The sequence below is a fragment of the Herbaspirillum sp. 1173 genome (assembly GCF_031455335.1).
Taxonomy (GTDB): domain Bacteria; phylum Pseudomonadota; class Gammaproteobacteria; order Burkholderiales; family Burkholderiaceae_D; genus Herbaspirillum; species Herbaspirillum huttiense.
This window is the reverse complement of record NZ_JAVDSP010000002.1, coordinates 324,330-340,743: the sequence shown is the minus strand read 5'-3', so window position 1 is coordinate 340,743 and position 16,414 is coordinate 324,330. Positions and strand designations below refer to the sequence as shown.

General features: G+C 63.1%; 13 protein-coding genes. 9 read left to right on the top strand and 4 right to left on the bottom strand.

Annotated elements, in window-relative coordinates:
* Positions 1–289: 289 nt before the first annotated feature.
* The 4 genes from J2X56_RS09580 to J2X56_RS09565 are packed head-to-tail and all read left to right on the top strand — an operon-like array spanning position 290 to position 3,946.
* Positions 290–931, top strand: coding sequence for a paraquat-inducible protein A (locus J2X56_RS09580; RefSeq protein ID WP_310159833.1), 642 nt, complete (start codon positions 290–292; stop codon positions 929–931).
* On the top strand, positions 928–1,689 hold the full coding sequence (locus tag J2X56_RS09575; protein ID WP_310159831.1) for a paraquat-inducible protein A: 762 nt from the start codon (positions 928–930) through the stop codon (positions 1,687–1,689). The genes J2X56_RS09580 and J2X56_RS09575 overlap by 4 nt, the downstream gene beginning before the upstream one ends.
* On the top strand, positions 1,686–3,314 hold the full coding sequence (locus tag J2X56_RS09570; protein ID WP_121045288.1) for an intermembrane transport protein PqiB: 1,629 nt from the start codon (positions 1,686–1,688) through the stop codon (positions 3,312–3,314). The genes J2X56_RS09575 and J2X56_RS09570 overlap by 4 nt, the downstream gene beginning before the upstream one ends.
* Positions 3,311–3,946: a membrane integrity-associated transporter subunit PqiC gene (locus J2X56_RS09565; protein ID WP_121045286.1), complete on the top strand. Its 636-nt coding sequence runs from the start codon at positions 3,311–3,313 to the stop codon at positions 3,944–3,946. Before J2X56_RS09570 ends, J2X56_RS09565 begins: the two co-directional genes overlap by 4 nt.
* A gap of 78 nt (positions 3,947–4,024) precedes the next feature.
* Here the strand turns inward: J2X56_RS09565 and J2X56_RS09560 are convergent, their stop codons facing one another.
* Together J2X56_RS09560 and fabI are read right to left on the bottom strand one after the other, a co-directional pair.
* Positions 4,025–5,566, bottom strand: a complete 1,542-nt coding sequence (locus J2X56_RS09560; protein ID WP_121045284.1) for a DEAD/DEAH box helicase — start codon at positions 5,564–5,566, stop codon at positions 4,025–4,027.
* 401 nt (positions 5,567–5,967) lie between these two features.
* Entirely contained in the window at positions 5,968–6,750 is a 783-nt protein-coding gene (gene fabI / locus J2X56_RS09555; protein ID WP_121045282.1) for an enoyl-ACP reductase FabI, read from the bottom strand.
* 370 nt (positions 6,751–7,120) lie between these two features.
* Between fabI and J2X56_RS09550 the strand changes: the two genes are divergently transcribed.
* The 4 genes from J2X56_RS09550 to J2X56_RS09535 all read left to right on the top strand — a co-directional run bounded on the left by J2X56_RS09550 (position 7,121) and on the right by J2X56_RS09535 (position 12,726).
* Positions 7,121–8,947: an extracellular solute-binding protein gene (locus J2X56_RS09550; RefSeq protein ID WP_310159827.1), complete on the top strand. Its 1,827-nt coding sequence runs from the start codon at positions 7,121–7,123 to the stop codon at positions 8,945–8,947.
* Positions 8,948–9,017: 70 nt separating this feature from the next.
* Complete coding sequence (locus J2X56_RS09545; RefSeq protein ID WP_039784499.1) at positions 9,018–10,088, top strand: microcin C ABC transporter permease YejB; 1,071 nt, start codon at positions 9,018–9,020, stop codon at positions 10,086–10,088.
* Entirely contained in the window at positions 10,085–11,140 is a 1,056-nt protein-coding gene (locus J2X56_RS09540) for an ABC transporter permease (RefSeq protein ID WP_310159825.1), read from the top strand. Before J2X56_RS09545 ends, J2X56_RS09540 begins: the two co-directional genes overlap by 4 nt.
* Positions 11,137–12,726, top strand: a complete 1,590-nt coding sequence (locus J2X56_RS09535) for an ABC transporter ATP-binding protein (protein WP_204725834.1) — start codon at positions 11,137–11,139, stop codon at positions 12,724–12,726. The genes J2X56_RS09540 and J2X56_RS09535 overlap by 4 nt, the downstream gene beginning before the upstream one ends.
* Before the next feature lie 151 nt (positions 12,727–12,877).
* On the opposite strand, the gene J2X56_RS09530 is transcribed toward J2X56_RS09535, so the two are convergent.
* Positions 12,878–14,410 (bottom strand): transglycosylase SLT domain-containing protein, encoded by a 1,533-nt coding sequence (locus J2X56_RS09530; protein ID WP_121045276.1) that lies wholly within the window; start codon positions 14,408–14,410, stop codon positions 12,878–12,880.
* A 341-nt stretch (positions 14,411–14,751) separates the two neighbouring features.
* On the bottom strand, positions 14,752–15,546 hold the full coding sequence (gene gloB / locus J2X56_RS09525) for a hydroxyacylglutathione hydrolase (protein WP_252695428.1): 795 nt from the start codon (positions 15,544–15,546) through the stop codon (positions 14,752–14,754).
* Between the two features lie 62 nt (positions 15,547–15,608).
* On the opposite strand from gloB, the gene J2X56_RS09520 reads away from it, so the two are divergent.
* Complete coding sequence (locus J2X56_RS09520) at positions 15,609–16,403, top strand: class I SAM-dependent methyltransferase (protein WP_034340883.1); 795 nt, start codon at positions 15,609–15,611, stop codon at positions 16,401–16,403.
* Positions 16,404–16,414: the final 11 nt, after the last annotated feature.

Below are 16,414 nucleotides of genomic sequence, written 5' to 3'. Positions count from 1 at the left end.
TTTTTACAAGCGTAAAAGAAGAGCGCGCTCCAATAATTTCGTTGCTAGAATCGTCTTGTTAATAACCAACGGGTCAGTTATTTTTATTGCTGCTGCATCAATTCCTTGTGAGGATGGAACGCCGCCGGGTGAAAATGCTCAAAAACAAGCACTGCAGTAGTCCTTTTTCCATATAAGGCACGACGCATGTCGCGCTGGTACCGGCGCCCGTGTCTGCCACGAACAACGAACAACAGTAGGGCGAGGCCTCCGCCACCCGGGAGCGCATCGCCAGGAACCGTCATCATCCATGCAAAAACGCACCGACCTCATCGTTTGCGAAGAATGCGACGCCGTCTACCAGCGCATGGCGCTGGGTGAGCGCGAAATCGCCCGCTGCCTGCGCTGCGGTGCTGAGCTGGAGCGCGATACCGGCCGCCGCCTGCAGCATCTGCTGCCGCTGACCATCGGTGCGCTGATCCTGTTCGTGATCGCCAATACCTTTCCCATCGTCACCATCGAACTGCAGGGCTTGTCCAGCCAGACGACGCTGATCGGTGCGGTAGTGGCACTGACCCGCGATGGCATGTCGGAAGTGGCGCTGCTGGTGCTGGCGACGACCTTGCTGTTCCCGCTGATCCAGCTCGGTGTGCTGCTCTACCTGTTGCTGCCGGGAGCGCGTGATACGCGTCCGCCGGGCTTCGTGCTGCTGCTGCGCCTGATGCAGGCAGCCCGGCCCTGGGGCATGATTGAAGTCTTCATGCTGGGCGTGCTGGTGGCGCTGATCAAACTCTCCAACATGGCCGAGGTGATTCCCGGTCTGGCGCTGTGGTCCTTCGGTGGATTGACGGTGCTGCTGACAGTGGTGGTGTCCTTCAATCCACGCTATCTGTGGCACGTATGGGAACAGCAGCAAGCCGAGCAATATGGCGACAAGGAGGCTGGCGCATGAGTGTCTTCACCCGCCAGGCTGCACCGCACGTGCCCGACCTCACCCAGGAGCCGGACGAAGACCTGCCCGTGCAGGATGCCGCGTCCCTCGGCGTGATCGGCTGCCATCACTGCTGCACCGTATGGGAAGGCGCGCAGCCCCATCAAGCCTGCGGCGTGTGCCATGCACCGCTGCACGTGCGCAAGATCGACAGCCTCACCCGCACCTGGGCGCTCCTGATTGCCGCCTGCATCATGTACATCCCGGCCAACATGATGCCGGTGATGGTCACTAGTACCCTCTTCGATGAGCAGCGCGACACCATCCTTTCCGGCGTCATCTATTTCTGGACTTCCGGCGAATGGGGCCTGGCACTGGTGGTGTTCGTGGCCAGCTTCCTGGTACCGCTGTTCAAGCTGGTGGCGCTGGGCATCCTGGTCTTCTCGGCGCGCCGCCGCAGCCGCTGGCGCCGTCTCCAGCGCGCCAAACTGTATCGGGTGGTCGAGGCCATCGGACGCTGGTCCATGCTGGACGTCTTCGTCGTCTCGGTGCTGACCGGACTGGTCAAGATCCACGGCTTCGCCAACATTCACGCCGGCATTGGCATCGCCGCCTTCGGTGCGGTGGTGGTGCTGACCATGCTGGCCTCGCTGGCCTTCGATCCGCGCCTGATCTGGGATGAACGCCCGACCGATCCGGCTGCGGACGTCTCAAGTGAGCCTCTCCCCGAACCTGCTTCTCCCCATGACAACGCCAACAAGCCACAGGAAACCGCATGACTCCACCCGACCATTCCGATGACAAACCGGCGCTGCTGCAACCGCGCCGCGCACGCCAGCGCAACTGGTTGCCCTCGCTGGTGTGGCTCATTCCCATCGTCGCCGCCATCGTCGGGCTGACCCTGGTCGCCAAGATCCTGGTCGAACGCGGCCCGATGGTGACCGTCAGTTTCCGTTCTGCAGAAGGACTGGAAGCCGGCAAGACCAAGGTGAAATACAAGGATGTCGAAATTGGCCAGGTGCAGAGCCTGAAGCTGGCCGCCGACCGTTCGCACGTGCTGGTCGGTATCCAGCTGAATCAGGATGCTTCCGGTTTCAATGCCGAGGACACGCGTTTCTGGGTGGTCCGTCCGCGCATCGCCGCCTCCGGTATTTCGGGGTTGGGCACCTTGCTTTCCGGGGCCTACATCGGCGCGGATGCCGGTGCTTCCGAAGAAACCAAGAAGAACTTCGTGGGCCTGGAACAGCCCCCCATCGTCACGCGCGATGCCTCGGGCCGCCAGTTCGTGCTGCATACCGATGACCTCGGTTCGCTCGATATCGGTTCTCCCATCTTCTATCGCCGCATCAAGGTCGGGCAGGTGGTGGCGTATGACCTCGACAGTGATGGCCGTGGCGTGACGCTGCGCATCTTCGTCAACGCGCCGTACGACAAGTTCGTCACCCAGGCTTCGCGCTTCTGGCATGCCAGCGGCTTCGACATGGAGCTCAATGCCAGCGGCTTCAAGCTGCATACGCAGGCGCTGTCGACGGTGGTGCTGGGCGGCATTGCCTTCCGCGACCGCGATGAAGAGCGCGTGAGCCCCCCGGCGAAGGAGGGCAGCGAGTATCCGTTGGTAGAAGACGAAAGCACCGCCATGAAGGAACCGGACGGCGTACCACAGACCGCGCTGCTGTATTTCGACCAGTCGCTGCGCGGCCTGCAACCGGGTGCTACCGTGGACTTCCGCGGCGTGGTACTGGGTGAGGTCAAGAGCATCGGGGTGGAGTACGACAAGACGCGTGGTGAATTCCGCATGCCGGTGCTGGTGCAGATCTATCCGGATCGTTTGGGCCGTCGCTTCCACGAAGAGACCGGCGAGCAGCGCCGTTCCAACGCGCAGTTGTTGCGCATGCTGGTCAAGCGCGGCATGCGTGCCCAGCTGCGCAACGGCAACCTGCTCACGGGCCAGCTGTACGTGGCGATCGATTTCTTCCCCAAGGCCAAGCCGGCGCAGATCGATCCGGACAGGGTCCCGCTGGAACTGCCGACCATCCCGGGCAGCCTGGATGAATTGCAGCAGCAGCTCTCCGACATTGCCGGCAAGCTCTCCAAGGTCCCGTTCGACGAGATCGGCCGCGATCTGCAGACCACCCTCAAGACCTTGAACAAGACCTTGACCACGGCCGAGCAGACGGCGGCCCGCATCAACAACGACATCGCACCGGAGATGCAGGCGGCGATGAAGGATGCGCGCAAGACCTTGAATGCGGCCGAGCGTACGCTGTCGGATGACGCACCGCTGCAGTCGGATATTCGCCAGACCATGCAGGAACTGAGCAAGGCTGCGGCCTCGATCCGTATCCTCACCGATTACCTGCAACAGCATCCGGAATCGCTGATCCGGGGCAAACAGGAGCCATGATGCAAGACAAGACTTCGTTCTCCCTCAAGACCCTGACGGCCGCCGCCCTGGCCGCAGCACTGCTGGCTGCCTGCGGCAGCTCGCCGCCGACGCAGTTCTACACGCTGGCTGTACCGGCCGACGGTGCCGTCGCGCGCACGGCCAGCCAGGGACCGCAGACCTTCATCGAAGTGATGCCGGTGTCGGTGCCGGAGCGCCTGGCGCGGCCGCAACTGGTGGTGCGCAGCGATGCCACGCGGGTGGAGGTGCTGGAGCAGGACCGCTGGTCTTCGCCCTTCAACAATGAATTACGCGATGCGCTGTCTGCGGGCGTGGCGGCAAAGCTGGGGGCCATTGACGTCTCGCGTGGGGGGCGACCGGCGGACCAGGCCAGCTATCGCATCAACGTGGAACTGCGTGATTTCGACGCAGCCCGCAACGGCCAGGTCCAGGCCAGTTTCGGATGGACCATCACGCGCTCGGATGACCGCCGCGGCGCAGCCTGCCGCCTGACCGTGGTGGAACGTGTCGGCGGCGGTGCCAATGCCGACGTTGTCGCCGCCACGCAGAAGGCGGTGGGGCAGGCGGTGCAGGCGATTGCCGATAATGTTCGAGCTCTGCAGACGGGGCAGGGTGGGCAGTGCGCAAGTTGAACGAGCGCATTCTGTAGCACCAAAGAAAAAGCCGCTTCCTTGGAAGCGGCTTTTCAACATCAGGACAGCTTGCAGCGATCAGCGATCGCCGTAGGAGCGACGCGGGCCGTCGGCGCGGAAGCCGCCGCCATTGCCCTTGTAGCCACCGCCGCCGCCGCCTTCGCGACGCGGGCCGTTGCCGGCCGGCTTGGCGCCGCCGAAGCTGCGGCCTTCGCGGTTGCCACCGAAGCCACCTTCACGATTGCCGCCGAAGCCGCCTTCGCGATGGCCGCCTTCACGGTTGCCACCGAAACCGCCTTCGCGATGACCGCCGCCTTCGCGGTTGCCAGCGCCGAAGCGCGGGCCGCTGTTGCTGCGGCCATCACCCGGACGCCAGCCGCCCGGCTTGCGCGGGCTGCGCGGTGCAGCCGACTTCTTCGGCTCGAAACCTTCGACCACATCCACCGGAATGGTCTGCTTGGTGAAGCGCTCGATACGCTTGACCTGCATGCCTTCGGCGTGATTGACCAGCGAGATCGCCACGCCATTGCGGCCGGCACGGCCGGTACGGCCGATACGGTGCACGTAGTCTTCAGCGAACTTGGGCAGGTCGTAGTTGAACACGTGGGTGATGCCCGGCACGTCGATGCCGCGCGCTGCCACGTCGGTAGCCACCAGCATGCGCACCTGGCCGCGGCGCAGGCTGTTCAGGGTACGGTTGCGGGCACCCTGGTGCATGTCGCCATGCAGGGCGGCGGCCGCGAAACCGGCGATGTTCAGGCGATCGGCGATGGTGTCGGCGTCACGCTTGGTGGCGGTGAAGATCACGGCCTGGTCGATGCTGGTGTCGCGCAGCAGGTGGTCCAGCAGGCGGTTCTTGTGCGACAGGTCATCCACGAAGTGCACGCGCTGCATGATGTTTTCATGACGGGTCGACGAGCTGGCGATCTGGATGGTCAGCGGGTTGTTGGTGATGCGCTTGGCCATGTTGCCGACGACGCCGTCCAGCGTGGCCGAGAACAGCATGGTCTGGCGGGTGGCCGGGGTCGCGGCGACGATCTTTTCGATGTCGTCGATGAAGCCCATGTCCAGCATGCGGTCGGCTTCGTCCAGCACCAGGATCTGCAGCTGCGAGAAGTCGATCTTGCCCGACTCCATGTGGTCGATCAGACGGCCCGGGGTCGCCACCAGGATTTCCGGATTGCGCGACAGCAGTTGCATCTGCTTCGGATAAGGCATGCCGCCCAGGATGGACACCACGCGCACACGGCGCATGTAGGCACCGTACTTGTCAGTGGCGGTGGTCACTTGCAGGGCCAGTTCGCGGGTCGGGGTCAGCACCAGCATCTTCGGCTGGGCCGGCTGGTAACGCGGACGCTCGCCACGGGCACGGGTAGCCTGGCGTTCCTGGTTGGGGGTACGGGCTGCTTGCGGTGCCTGCGGCAGGTCTGCCAGCTGGTGCAGCGAAGGCAGCATGAAAGCGGCGGTCTTGCCCGAGCCGGTCTGCGAGGACACCAGCAGATCCTGGCCGCTGATGGCGGCGGGGATGGCCTTTTCCTGGACCGGGGTCGGGGAGGTATAGCCTGCTTCGGTCAGGGCTTTGATGATCGAAGGGTTCAGGCCGAGTGCTTCAAAAGTCATAATCTCTTTCGTGAAAGTGAACGCCAGGCACGAGACGGGCGCACGAAAGCGCGCCGGACATCGAGTGCCTGAACGAAAAAAAGCAACGCCAACCGACGAAATGACTATGAAAAATACAAAGAAATTTCGGCACAAAAGCTTTGCGCCGGGACGGCATCATCAAGGGATGCCAGGGGCGGGGGGCTTTTACTGGGAACTTGTCGTAATGACAGGTAAGGCTTGCGAAGCTGCTTGGGCAAATACGGCTGGAAACGCTGCAGGACAGATTTCACGTCCGATTCGCCTGTGCATTGGTTATTGCAATGCACAAGGCGAATCATACCCTAAAACATCGAAATTAGCACGAGGCTATTTCGAGAAACTGTCTCTTTATTGTGGGGGACGCTTGCTTAATCCGGCAATTACTCTGCCATTCCGCCCACGACGCGGGAGAAGCCACCGTCCACGTAAGTGATTTCGCCGGTGATGCCGGAGGCCAGGTCGGAGAGCAGGAAGGCCGAGGCATTGCCCACGTCTTCGATGGTGACGTTGCGGCGCAGCGGGGCGGTCGCGGCCACCGCACCCAGGATCTTGCCGAAGCCCTTGATGCCGCTGGCGGCCAGGGTCTTGATGGGGCCGGCGGAGACGCCATTGACGCGCACGCCCTTGGGACCCAGCGATTCAGCCAGGTAGCGCACCGAGGCTTCCAGCGAGGCCTTGGCCAGGCCCATGGTGTTGTAGTTGGGTACCACGCGCTCCGAACCCAGGTAGGTCAGGGTCAGCAGGGCGGCGTTGGACGACAGCAGCGGCATGGCCGCCTTGGCCATGGCCGGGAAGCTGTAGGCGGAGATGTCGTGGGCGATCTTGAAGCCTTCGCGCGAGAAACCTTCCAGGAAGTCGCCGGCAATGGCTTCAGAGGGGGCAAAGCCGATGGCGTGCACCAGGCCGTCGAGCTGGGTCCAGGACTTGCCGAGATCGGCGAACAGGGCATTGATCTGCTCATCGCTGCCAACGTCGCAGTCGAAGACCAGCTTGCTGTCGAATTCTTCGGCGAACTTGGTGATGCGGTCCTTGAAGCGTTCACCGACATAGGTGAAGGCCAGTTCAGCGCCTTCGCGCTTGCACGCCTGGGCGATGCCGTAGGCGATGGAACGGTTGGACAGCAAGCCGGTGATCAGGATTTTTTTGCCTTGCAGAAATGCCATGTTGACTCCGTAGGGTCCGCCGCGTGCGGTGCGCCTCTGGCTGGCAGAAGCAGGCGCGGCGCGGCCGGTAAGTAATAGCGGCAGCGCGCGGGGCGGCAGCCGGGATGGGACAGACCCGGATTGTAGGGGCTAGCGGCAGGCGGGGCAACCTTTGCAGCGCTGGCAGGGCAGGGTGTAGCGGGCCTGGCTGCATTTGTTAAGTTGCTTTAATTGCTTCCCTGTAATCGCTGCTCTCTTTACAATGCCCCGACACGGAAATCGTTTCCCGATCCCGTCCTGCAGGCTGCAGGCAGTCGGCCAGAGCCCACAGGCGCGGGACTTGCTTGCCCCCGAGACATCACCGCCCACGAGAGTGCAGACAGACAACCGCATGGTCCCGCCCCTGAAGACAGCCAAGATTTTCCTTTCCTGCCTGCTGGCCGCCGCCCTGGCCCATGGCACCCCGGCCGCCGCCGAGCCCGCCTTTTCCCTGTATGACACCCCCAAGTACGGGCCCGGCTTTACCCATTTCGACTACGTCAATCCGGATGCGCCCCGGCGCGGCACGCTTTACCTTGCCAATCCGGACCGCCGCACCAGTTTCGACAAGTTCAATCCGATGTCGATGAAGGGCGTGGCCGCCGCCAACGTCGACCAGCTGATGTTCGAGACCCTGGCCGTTTCCTCGGGCGATGAGGTCGCCACCGTCTATGGCCTCCTGGCCGACGATATGAAGCTGGCTGCAGATCGCATGTCGATGACCTTCCACCTCAATCCCAAGGCGCGCTTCAACAATGGCGACAAGGTCACCGCCGAGGATGTGAAGTATTCCTTCGATACCCTGATCGCCAAGGGCGCGCCGCAATACAAATCGGTCTTTGCCGATGTGAAGGGCTGTGTGGTGGTCGATGCCGCGACGGTGCGCTTCGATTTCGCCAGCAACAACCATGAGTTGCCGCTGATCGTCTCCAGCGTGCCGGTCTTCTCAAAGAAGTGGGCCCAGGGCACACCCTTCGACCAGATCCAGCTGACGCCGCCCATCAGCACCGGCCCCTACCTGATCGAAAGCTACGACACCGGCCGCAGCATCATCTACAAGCGCAATCCGGACTACTGGGGCAAGGATGTCCCGGCCCGGCGCGGCATGTTCAACTTCGAGCGTATCGTCTACCGCTTCTACAAGGATGACCTGGCACGGCTGGAAGCCTTCAAGGCTGGCGAGTTCGACGTGGTGGTGGAGTACAGCGCCAAGAACTGGGCACGCAGCTACACCGGCCCGCAGTTCCGCGACGGCCGCATCGTCAAGAAGGAATTCAAGCATTCCAACGGTGCCGGCATGCAGGGCTTCGTGATGAACCTGCGCCGCGACCAGTTCAAGGACGTGCGGGTGCGCCAGGCCATCGGGCTGGCGCTGGATTATGAATGGATGAACCGCCAGCTGTTTTACGGCCAGTACACGCGCATCTACTCCTTCTTCAACAACAGCCAGCTGGCGGCCACCGGTGAACCGCAGGGCGATGAGCTGGCCTTGCTGAAGTCGCTGCAGGCCAAGGGCCTGAAGGTCGATCCGGCCGTCTTCGGACCGGCACCGGTTCCGCCCTCGACCAATCCGCCATCTTCCTTGCGCGCCAACCTGCGCCAGGCGCGCGAACTGCTGGCCCAGGCCGGTTGGGTGTATCGCGACGGGGCTGTGCGCAATGCCCAGGGCGTGCCGCTGTCCTTCGAGATCCTCGATGACCAGAGTTCGATGTCGCGCGTCATCAGCGTCTTTGCGCGCAACCTGCGCACGCTGGGCATCGACGTGGTCCAGCGCAGTGCCGACTACGCGCTGGTGGCCAAGCGCATGGAAGACTTCGATTTCGACATGACCAGCGTGCGCTTCCCCGATACCAGCAGCCCCGGCAACGAACTGTTCGACATGTTTGGTTCGCGCGCGGCGGACGAAAAGGGCTCCAACAATGCCTGGGGCCTGAAGGATCCGGTGGTGGACCAGCTGGTGCAGACGGTGGTGGCCGCCGATACGCGGGTCAAGCTCACCGCTGCGGCCCGCGCCCTGGACCGCGTGCTGCTGCACAAGTACATCGTGGTGCCGCACTGGTATTCCTCCACGCACCGCATCGCGTACCAGAACCGCTTCGGCATTCCGGCAGTGGCCCCGCTGTATTACCAGGCCGATCCCTACGTGATCGGCACCTGGTGGGAGGAGAAGGCGCGATGAGACAACAGATGAATGAAAAGACCAAGACCCGCGCCGCGCGCGCCGGACAAGAACGAGGATGGTGGCAGGCATGAATATCTGGTCCTACATTTTGAAGCGGGTGCTGTTGATGATCCCCACGCTCTTCGGCGTGGTGGCCATCACCTTTGCGGTCATCCAGTTCGTGCCGGGAGGCCCGGTGGAACAAGCGATGCTGGAGATGAAAGGGCGCGGCGGTGGCGGTGAAGCCTCCGGTGGCGGGGCGGCCAGTGGTGCGTCCGCCTATCGCGGACGGCAGGGCATCGACGAGCAGCGCATCGCCGAGATCAAGCAGCTCTACGGTTTCGACAAGCCGCCGGTGGAACGTTTCTGGACCATGCTCAAGGGCTTCCTCACCTTCGACCTCGGCAAGAGTTTCTATCACCATGGCGATGTCTGGACCCTGGTCAAATCCAAGTTCCCGGTCTCCATCAGCATCGGGCTGTGGACTTTCCTGCTGAGCTACCTGATCTCGGTGCCGCTGGGCATTGCCAAGGCGGTGCGCGAAGGCAGCCGTTTTGATACCGCCACCACCGGGCTGGTGCTGGTCGGCTATTCCATTCCCGGATTCGTGCTGGGCGTGTTCCTGCTGGTGCTGTTTGCCGGCGGCAGCTTCGTGCAGTGGTTCCCGCTGCGCGGCCTCACCTCGGACAACTGGGCCAGCCTCTCCTTCACCGGCAAGATCACCGATTACCTTTGGCACATCACCTTGCCGGTCTTCGCCTCGGTGATCGGTGCCTTTGCCGTCATCACCATGCTCACCCGCAATACCTTCCTTGAAGAGATCCGCAAGCAATACGTGCTGACTGCGCGCGCCAAGGGACTCTCCGAGCGCAAGGTGCTGTACAAGCATGTCTTCCGCAATGCCCTGATTCCGCTGGTGACCGGTTTTCCCTCGGCTTTCATCGCTTCCTTCTTCGCCGGCAGCCTGCTCATCGAGACGCTGTTTTCGCTCGACGGCATGGGCCTGCTGGCCTATGAATCGGCGATCCGGCGCGACTATCCGGTGGTAATGGGCACGCTGTATCTCTTTACCCTCATCGGCCTGGTGGTCAAGCTGGTCGGTGATCTTTGCTACGTGTGGGCAGACCCGCGCGTCCAATTCGAAAGCCTGGCGAAATGAGCATGACGACCCCCGCCACCCCCTCCACCCGTTCCATCTCGCCCAGCCGCCGCATCTGGCTGCGGTTCCGTGCGGACAAGACCGGCTACTGGAGCCTGGTGATTTTTTCCATTCTCTTCATCGTGAGCCTGGGCGCTGAACTGGTCTCCAACGACAGGCCGCTTGTGGCCAGCTATCAGGGCAAGCTGATGTTTCCGATGCTGAAGGATTATTCAGACAAGCATTTTGGCGGCGACTTCGACTCGCCCGCCGACTATCTCGATCCCTTCATCGAGCAGCAATTCCGCAAGGACGGCAACTGGGTCATCTATCCGCTCAACCGCTACGGCTACAACACCCTGAACTACTTCGCCAAGGAACCCAATCCGGCGGCGCCTTCCGCCGAAAACTGGCTGGGCACCGATGACCGTGGCCGTGACGTCTTTGCGCGCCTGCTCTACGGCTTCCGCGTGTCGGTGCTGTTCGGGATGGCGCTGACCTTCATCGGTGTGATCCTGGGCGTGGCTGCCGGTGCGGTGCAGGGTTACTTTGCTGGTCGTACCGACCTCATTACCCAGCGTCTGCTCGAAATCTGGGGCTCGATGCCGGAGCTGTACCTGCTCATCATCTTCTCCTCCATCTTCCAGCCCAGCTTGGGGCTGCTGCTGGTGCTGCTGTCCCTGTTCGGCTGGATGAGCCTGTCGGACTACGTGCGCGCGGATTTCCTGCGCAACCGCAATCTCGAGTATGTGCAGGCTGCGCGCGCCATGGGTTTGCCCGATCGCCTCATCATCTGGCGTCACGTGCTGCCCAACAGCATGACCACGGTGGTGACCTTCCTGCCGTTCCGCATGAGTGCGGCCATCCTGGCGCTGACCAGCCTGGACTTCCTGGGCCTGGGCGTGCCGCCCTCGACCCCGAGCCTGGGCGAGCTGCTGGCCCAGGGCAAGAACAATCTGGATGCCTGGTGGATCGCGGTGGCCACCTTCGTGGTGCTGACCGTGACCCTGCTGCTGCTGACCAATATCGGCAACGGCCTGCGCAACGCCCTGGACGTACGGAGGAAGGCATGAGCGCCCCGCTGCTGGAAGTGAAGGACTTGACGGTGCGCTTCGGCGATACCGTGGTGGTGGACCGCGTGAGCTTCACGATTGCACCCGGTGAAAAATTTGCACTGGTGGGGGAATCCGGTTCGGGCAAGACGGTGTCCTCGCTGGCGGTGATGCAGCTCAATCAGGATGCCCGCTACGAAGGCAGCATCCTGCTCGACGGTCAGGACGTGCTCAAGAAGAGCGAACGCCAGATGCAGCAGGTGCGCGGCAATGACGTGGCGATGATCTTCCAGGAACCGATGACGGCCCTGAACCCGCTCTTCACCATCGGTAACCAGATCGCCGAGGTGTTGATGCTGCATGAGGGCCTCAATGCGCGCGATGCCGCTACGCGGGCCGTCGCGCTGCTGGAAAAGACCGGCATTCCGGAACCCGCGCGCCGGGCGCTGTCGTATCCGCATGAACTCTCGGGTGGCCAGCGCCAGCGCGCCATGATCGCCATGGCCCTGGCCTGCAAGCCCAAGCTGCTCATCGCCGATGAACCGACCACGGCCCTGGATGTGACCATCCAGGTGCAGATCCTGGCGCTGCTGAACCAGTTGCAGCGCGAAGAGAACATGGCCGTGCTCATCATCTCGCACGACCTGAACCTGGTGCGCCACTTCGCTGATCGCGTCGGCGTGATGGAAAAGGGCAAACTGGTCGAAAGCGCGAGCGTTGCCGAGCTCTTCGCCAATCCGCAGCAGCCGTACACCCGCAAGCTGCTGCAGAGCCGTCCGCAGCGCAATGCGGCCGACGTGCCGGCACAAGCGCCCGTGGTCCTGCAGGCGGAAAAAGTGCGCTGCACCTATCACATCAAGCAGGGCTGGTTCGCCAAGCGCGCCTTCCATGCGGTCGATGGCATCGACCTGCAATTGCGGCGCGGCGAGACCATCGGCATTGTTGGTGAATCCGGCTCCGGCAAGTCCACGCTGGGCATGGCCTTGCTGCGGCTGTCGGCGGCCAGCGTAGCGGGCAGCATCCGTTTTGAGGGGACGCCGATTTCCGAGCGCAGCAGCCGTGAATTGCGGCCCTTGCGCGCGCGCATGCAGGTGGTGTTCCAGGATCCTTTCGCCTCGCTCTCGCCGCGCCGTACGGTGGAGCAGATCGTGGGCGAAGGGCTGGCCCTGCATCATCCCGGGAAGACGCCGGAGCAGCAACGCGAGGCCATCGTCTCCGCCCTTGAAGAAGTCGGCCTCACGGCAGCGGTGCTGGAACGCTATCCGCATGAATTCTCCGGCGGCCAGCGCCAGCGCATCGCCATCGCCCGTGCGTTGGTGCTGCAGCCGGAACTGCTGTTGCTGGACGAGCCCACTTCCGCCCTGGACGTGACCGTGCAGCAGCAGGTGCTGCAACTGCTGGCCGACCTGCAGCGCCGGCATGGACTGGCCTATCTGTTCATCACCCACGACCTGGCCGTGGTGCAGGCCATGGCGCACCAGGTGATCGTGATGAAGGATGGCAAGGTGGTCGAGAGCGGTCCGGCCGAACAGGTCCTCAAACAGCCGCAGCAGGAATACACACGCCGCCTGGTGGCCGCTGCCACCTACGCTGAAGCCGCACACTGAGCGGCCCGGCAAAAAGAAAACCCGAAGTCCGGATCAGCTCCGGGGCTTCGGGTCCATGCAGACTGCAGTCGTTATTTTTCTTCCGTGCTTGGGGCGCGTCTTCTTGTTGTAGGCGGTCGAGCCGCCCGGGTCTCCTCCGGTTTCCTCCGGATTATTGCTTGCGAGCGCCGTTGCCGGAGGCCAGCGTCAGCGGCTTGCCGGCGACCTTGCGCGCCGGTGCCGGTGCAGCCTTGCGCACCGGGGCCTTGGCCGATGCCACCTGGCGGCGTGCCGGGGCAGCGTGGTGCGTGGCCGCTACGCGCGTCGGTGCGGCGTGGGCGGCGGCATTGGGCACTTGCAGCTGCAGGCTCTGGCCGGCGGCCAGGGTGTCACGCTTCAGGCCATTCCATTCCTTGATCTGCGCCACGCTCACGCGGTAGCGGCTGGCGATGCCGGCCAGGGTGTCGCGCTTGCCGGCCTTGACATAGATGCGGCGGGTTTCCGGCACATCCGGGGCGATGGCCAGACGGGCGTTGTCGGCGATTTCCGGGGTCAGGTCGGTATCGAGCGCGGCGGTCTCTTCATTCTTCGGGACCAGAATGGTCGAGCCGGCCTTCAGGACCATGCGCGGCGGGATCTGGTTGACGCTGCGGATCACTTCAGGCGTGGTGCCGAACTTGCTGGCGATGGTCTCGATGCGCTCACGGGCGCTGGAGACGGTGTGGGCAGTCCAGGTCGAGAAAGCCTGGGTCCACTTGGACATGTTGGACTTGAACTTCTCGGCATTGCTTTCCGGCAGCAGGATCTTGGTATCTTCGCCGCCGATGATGACGGGACGGTTGAATTGCGGGTTCAGCGCCTTGAACTCGTCCAGCGACAGCTCGGCCAGTTGCGCGGCGACCTTCACGTCGATATTGCGGGTCTTGCCGATGGTGACGAAGTAGGGCTGGTTGTCCACCTTGGGCAGGGCGATGTCGAAGGCAGCCGGGTTGGCGATGATGTTCTTGACCGCCTGCAGCTTGGGCACGTAGTTGCGGGTCTCGTTGGGCATCTGCGCCGACAGCGTATTGAAGTCGATCGGCAGGCCGGCCGCCAGGTTGCGGTTCACGGCGCGCTGCACCGAACCTTCGCCCCAGTTGTAGGCCGCCAGCGCCAGCTGCCAGTCGCCGAACATGCCGTAGAGCTTCTGCAGATAGGTCAGGGCAGCATCGGTCGAGGCCAGCACGTCGCGGCGCTCGTCGGTGAACATGTTCTGCTTGAGGTTGTAGTCACGCCCGGTGGAGGGGATGAACTGCCACATGCCGGCCGCCTTGGCGGTGGAGAGGGCTTCCGGGTTGAAGGCCGATTCGATGAAGGGCAGCAGCGCCAGTTCGGTGGGCATGCCGCGCTTTTCCAGTTCCTGGACCACGTGGAACAGATAACGCGAGGCGCGCACCGTGGTGCGCTGGATGTAGTCGGGACGGGAGCTGTACCACTGGGTCTGGCTCTCCACCAGCGAATTGTCCAGATCAGGAATCCCGAAGCCCTTGCGAATGCGCGTCCAGATGTCGATGTCATTCATCCCTGGCAGGGCATTGCCGGCCAGTTCGGGATTGATCGCATTGAAGGGGGCGGGGTAGATCGAGATATCGTTGGCGTGGGAGAGCAGCGGGGTACCAGCGCAGAACAGGGCGGCAATGGCGAGTTGTTTCAAAGTACGCTGCATGTGGGCGATATCCTGTGCCAGAGGCAAAAGTTGGGTGCGGCGCTTCCGTTGCAGAGCTGTAATGAAGCTCGACACCTCCTGCCGGCGGAATCCGGATCAGTCCGATCACGGGCGCGTGCAGGGTTGACGGTAATGCAAGGTCGGAAGCTGCGAATTTCCCCGGCGTGGTGCAGAGAGGACAGCGTTTCGTAAAAGTTCGTAAAAACGCTGGTGCCCAATTTGGGGAATTGGAGGAGTGTACGGAAGACCCTTTTCGCCAGTCAAGCAAAAATTGGCCTCTGTTACAAAGCCAAGTCCTTGATTTCGCTGGTTTTTGCGTCTAACTGGCCCTCAATTTGGCGCTATCTGTAGGTATTCTTCCATTCGCGCAGCGCTGCAAAGCTGCTAACTTCATTCAACTCCGTCAATCGGCCTGCCTTTTGCAGTGATTCCTGGATTTCTTTTTGATGGGCCCGCAGGAAGGGATTGGTCGCGCGCTCCAGGGCAATGCTGGTCGGGACGGTGGCTTCCCCTTGGTCCCGCTTGGCGCGCTCGCGCTGGATGCGGTCGCTGAGCTCGGCATTGCCGGGCTCGACCTCGGCCGCGAACTTGAGGTTGGAGAGGGTGTATTCGTGGGCGCAATACACTCGGGTATCGCCCGGCAGGCTGCTGAGCTTGGCCAGTGACTCCACCATCTGTGCCGGGGTGCCTTCGAAAAGGCGGCCGCAGCCACCGGCGAAGAGCGTATCGCCGCAGAACACAAAACCCTGTTGCGCCGAGTAAAACGCGATGTGGCCCAGGGTGTGGCCGGGCACGTCGATGACTTGCAGCGAGAGGCCCAGAGAAGGGATCGTCACTTCGTCATTCCCGTGCAGCGGGACCGTCATCCCCTTGATGCGGGATTGCTCGCGCGCCGGCCCGTAGACCGGGATGGCCGGGAACTCGTCGCTCACGGCGCTGCGCGCCAGCTCGACCACACCGCCGACATGGTCAGCGTGGTGATGAGTCAGTAGAATAGCGGCCAACGTCAGGCCCTCGGCCTGCAATGCGGCCAGGACGGGGACCGCGTCGCCGGGGTCGACCACGGCGGCATGGCGCCCGTCATGGATGATCCACAGGTAGTTGTCGTCGAACGCCGGTACGGCCAGGACGTCCAATGAAGTTTTCTGATCTGCTTGAGCTGGCTTGGCTGGCTGGGTCATGAGGCGCGAAAGAAGAGATGGCTGACAAGGCTGAAACTGCTGTGACTGCGAACAACGCGGAAATTATAGACCTGGCCGCCTGGTTGCAGACGCCCATCGGCGATTACCTGCGCCAGTGGGAGCAGCATCACCTCAATGCGCTGACGGCCGACATCTTCGGCTTCAACGCGGTGCAGATCGGTTCGCCCCAGATCCACGCCCTGCAGGCCAACCGCATGCCCTATCGCTGGCTGGCCGACAACCGCATGCCGGTGGAAGGGCAATCCGAGCTGGAAATCCCCCAGGTGGTGACGCAGAATTTCGGCGAACTGCCCTTTGCCACCCAGAGCCTGGACCTGGTGGTGCTGCCCCACGTATTGGAATTCGCCGCCGAGCCGCACCAGGTCCTGCGCGAGGTGGAGCGGGTGCTGATTCCGGAAGGGCAGGTCATCATCTGCGGCTTCAATCCCAGCAGCCTGTGGGGCATGCGCCAGGTGGCCGGACGCCTGACCGGTGCCCACTTCCTGCCGCAGGATGGCGAATTCATCCGCCTGCCGCGCCTGAAGGACTGGCTGAAGCTGCTGAACATGGAAGTCAACCGCGGCCACTTCGGCTGCTACGCGCCGCCCTGCGAGACGGCGCAATGGCTGGACCGTTTTGGCTTCATGGAGAAGGCCGGCGACCGCTGGTGGCCGTATTTCGGTGCGGTCTACATCGTCCAGGCCATCAAGCGGGTGCCCGGCATGCGCCTGATCGGCCCGGCCCTGCAGCGCCAGAAGCTGAAGGCGCCGCGCGGCGTGCCGGTGACCAACCGCATCCACAAAACCGATTGAAACCAGGGCGT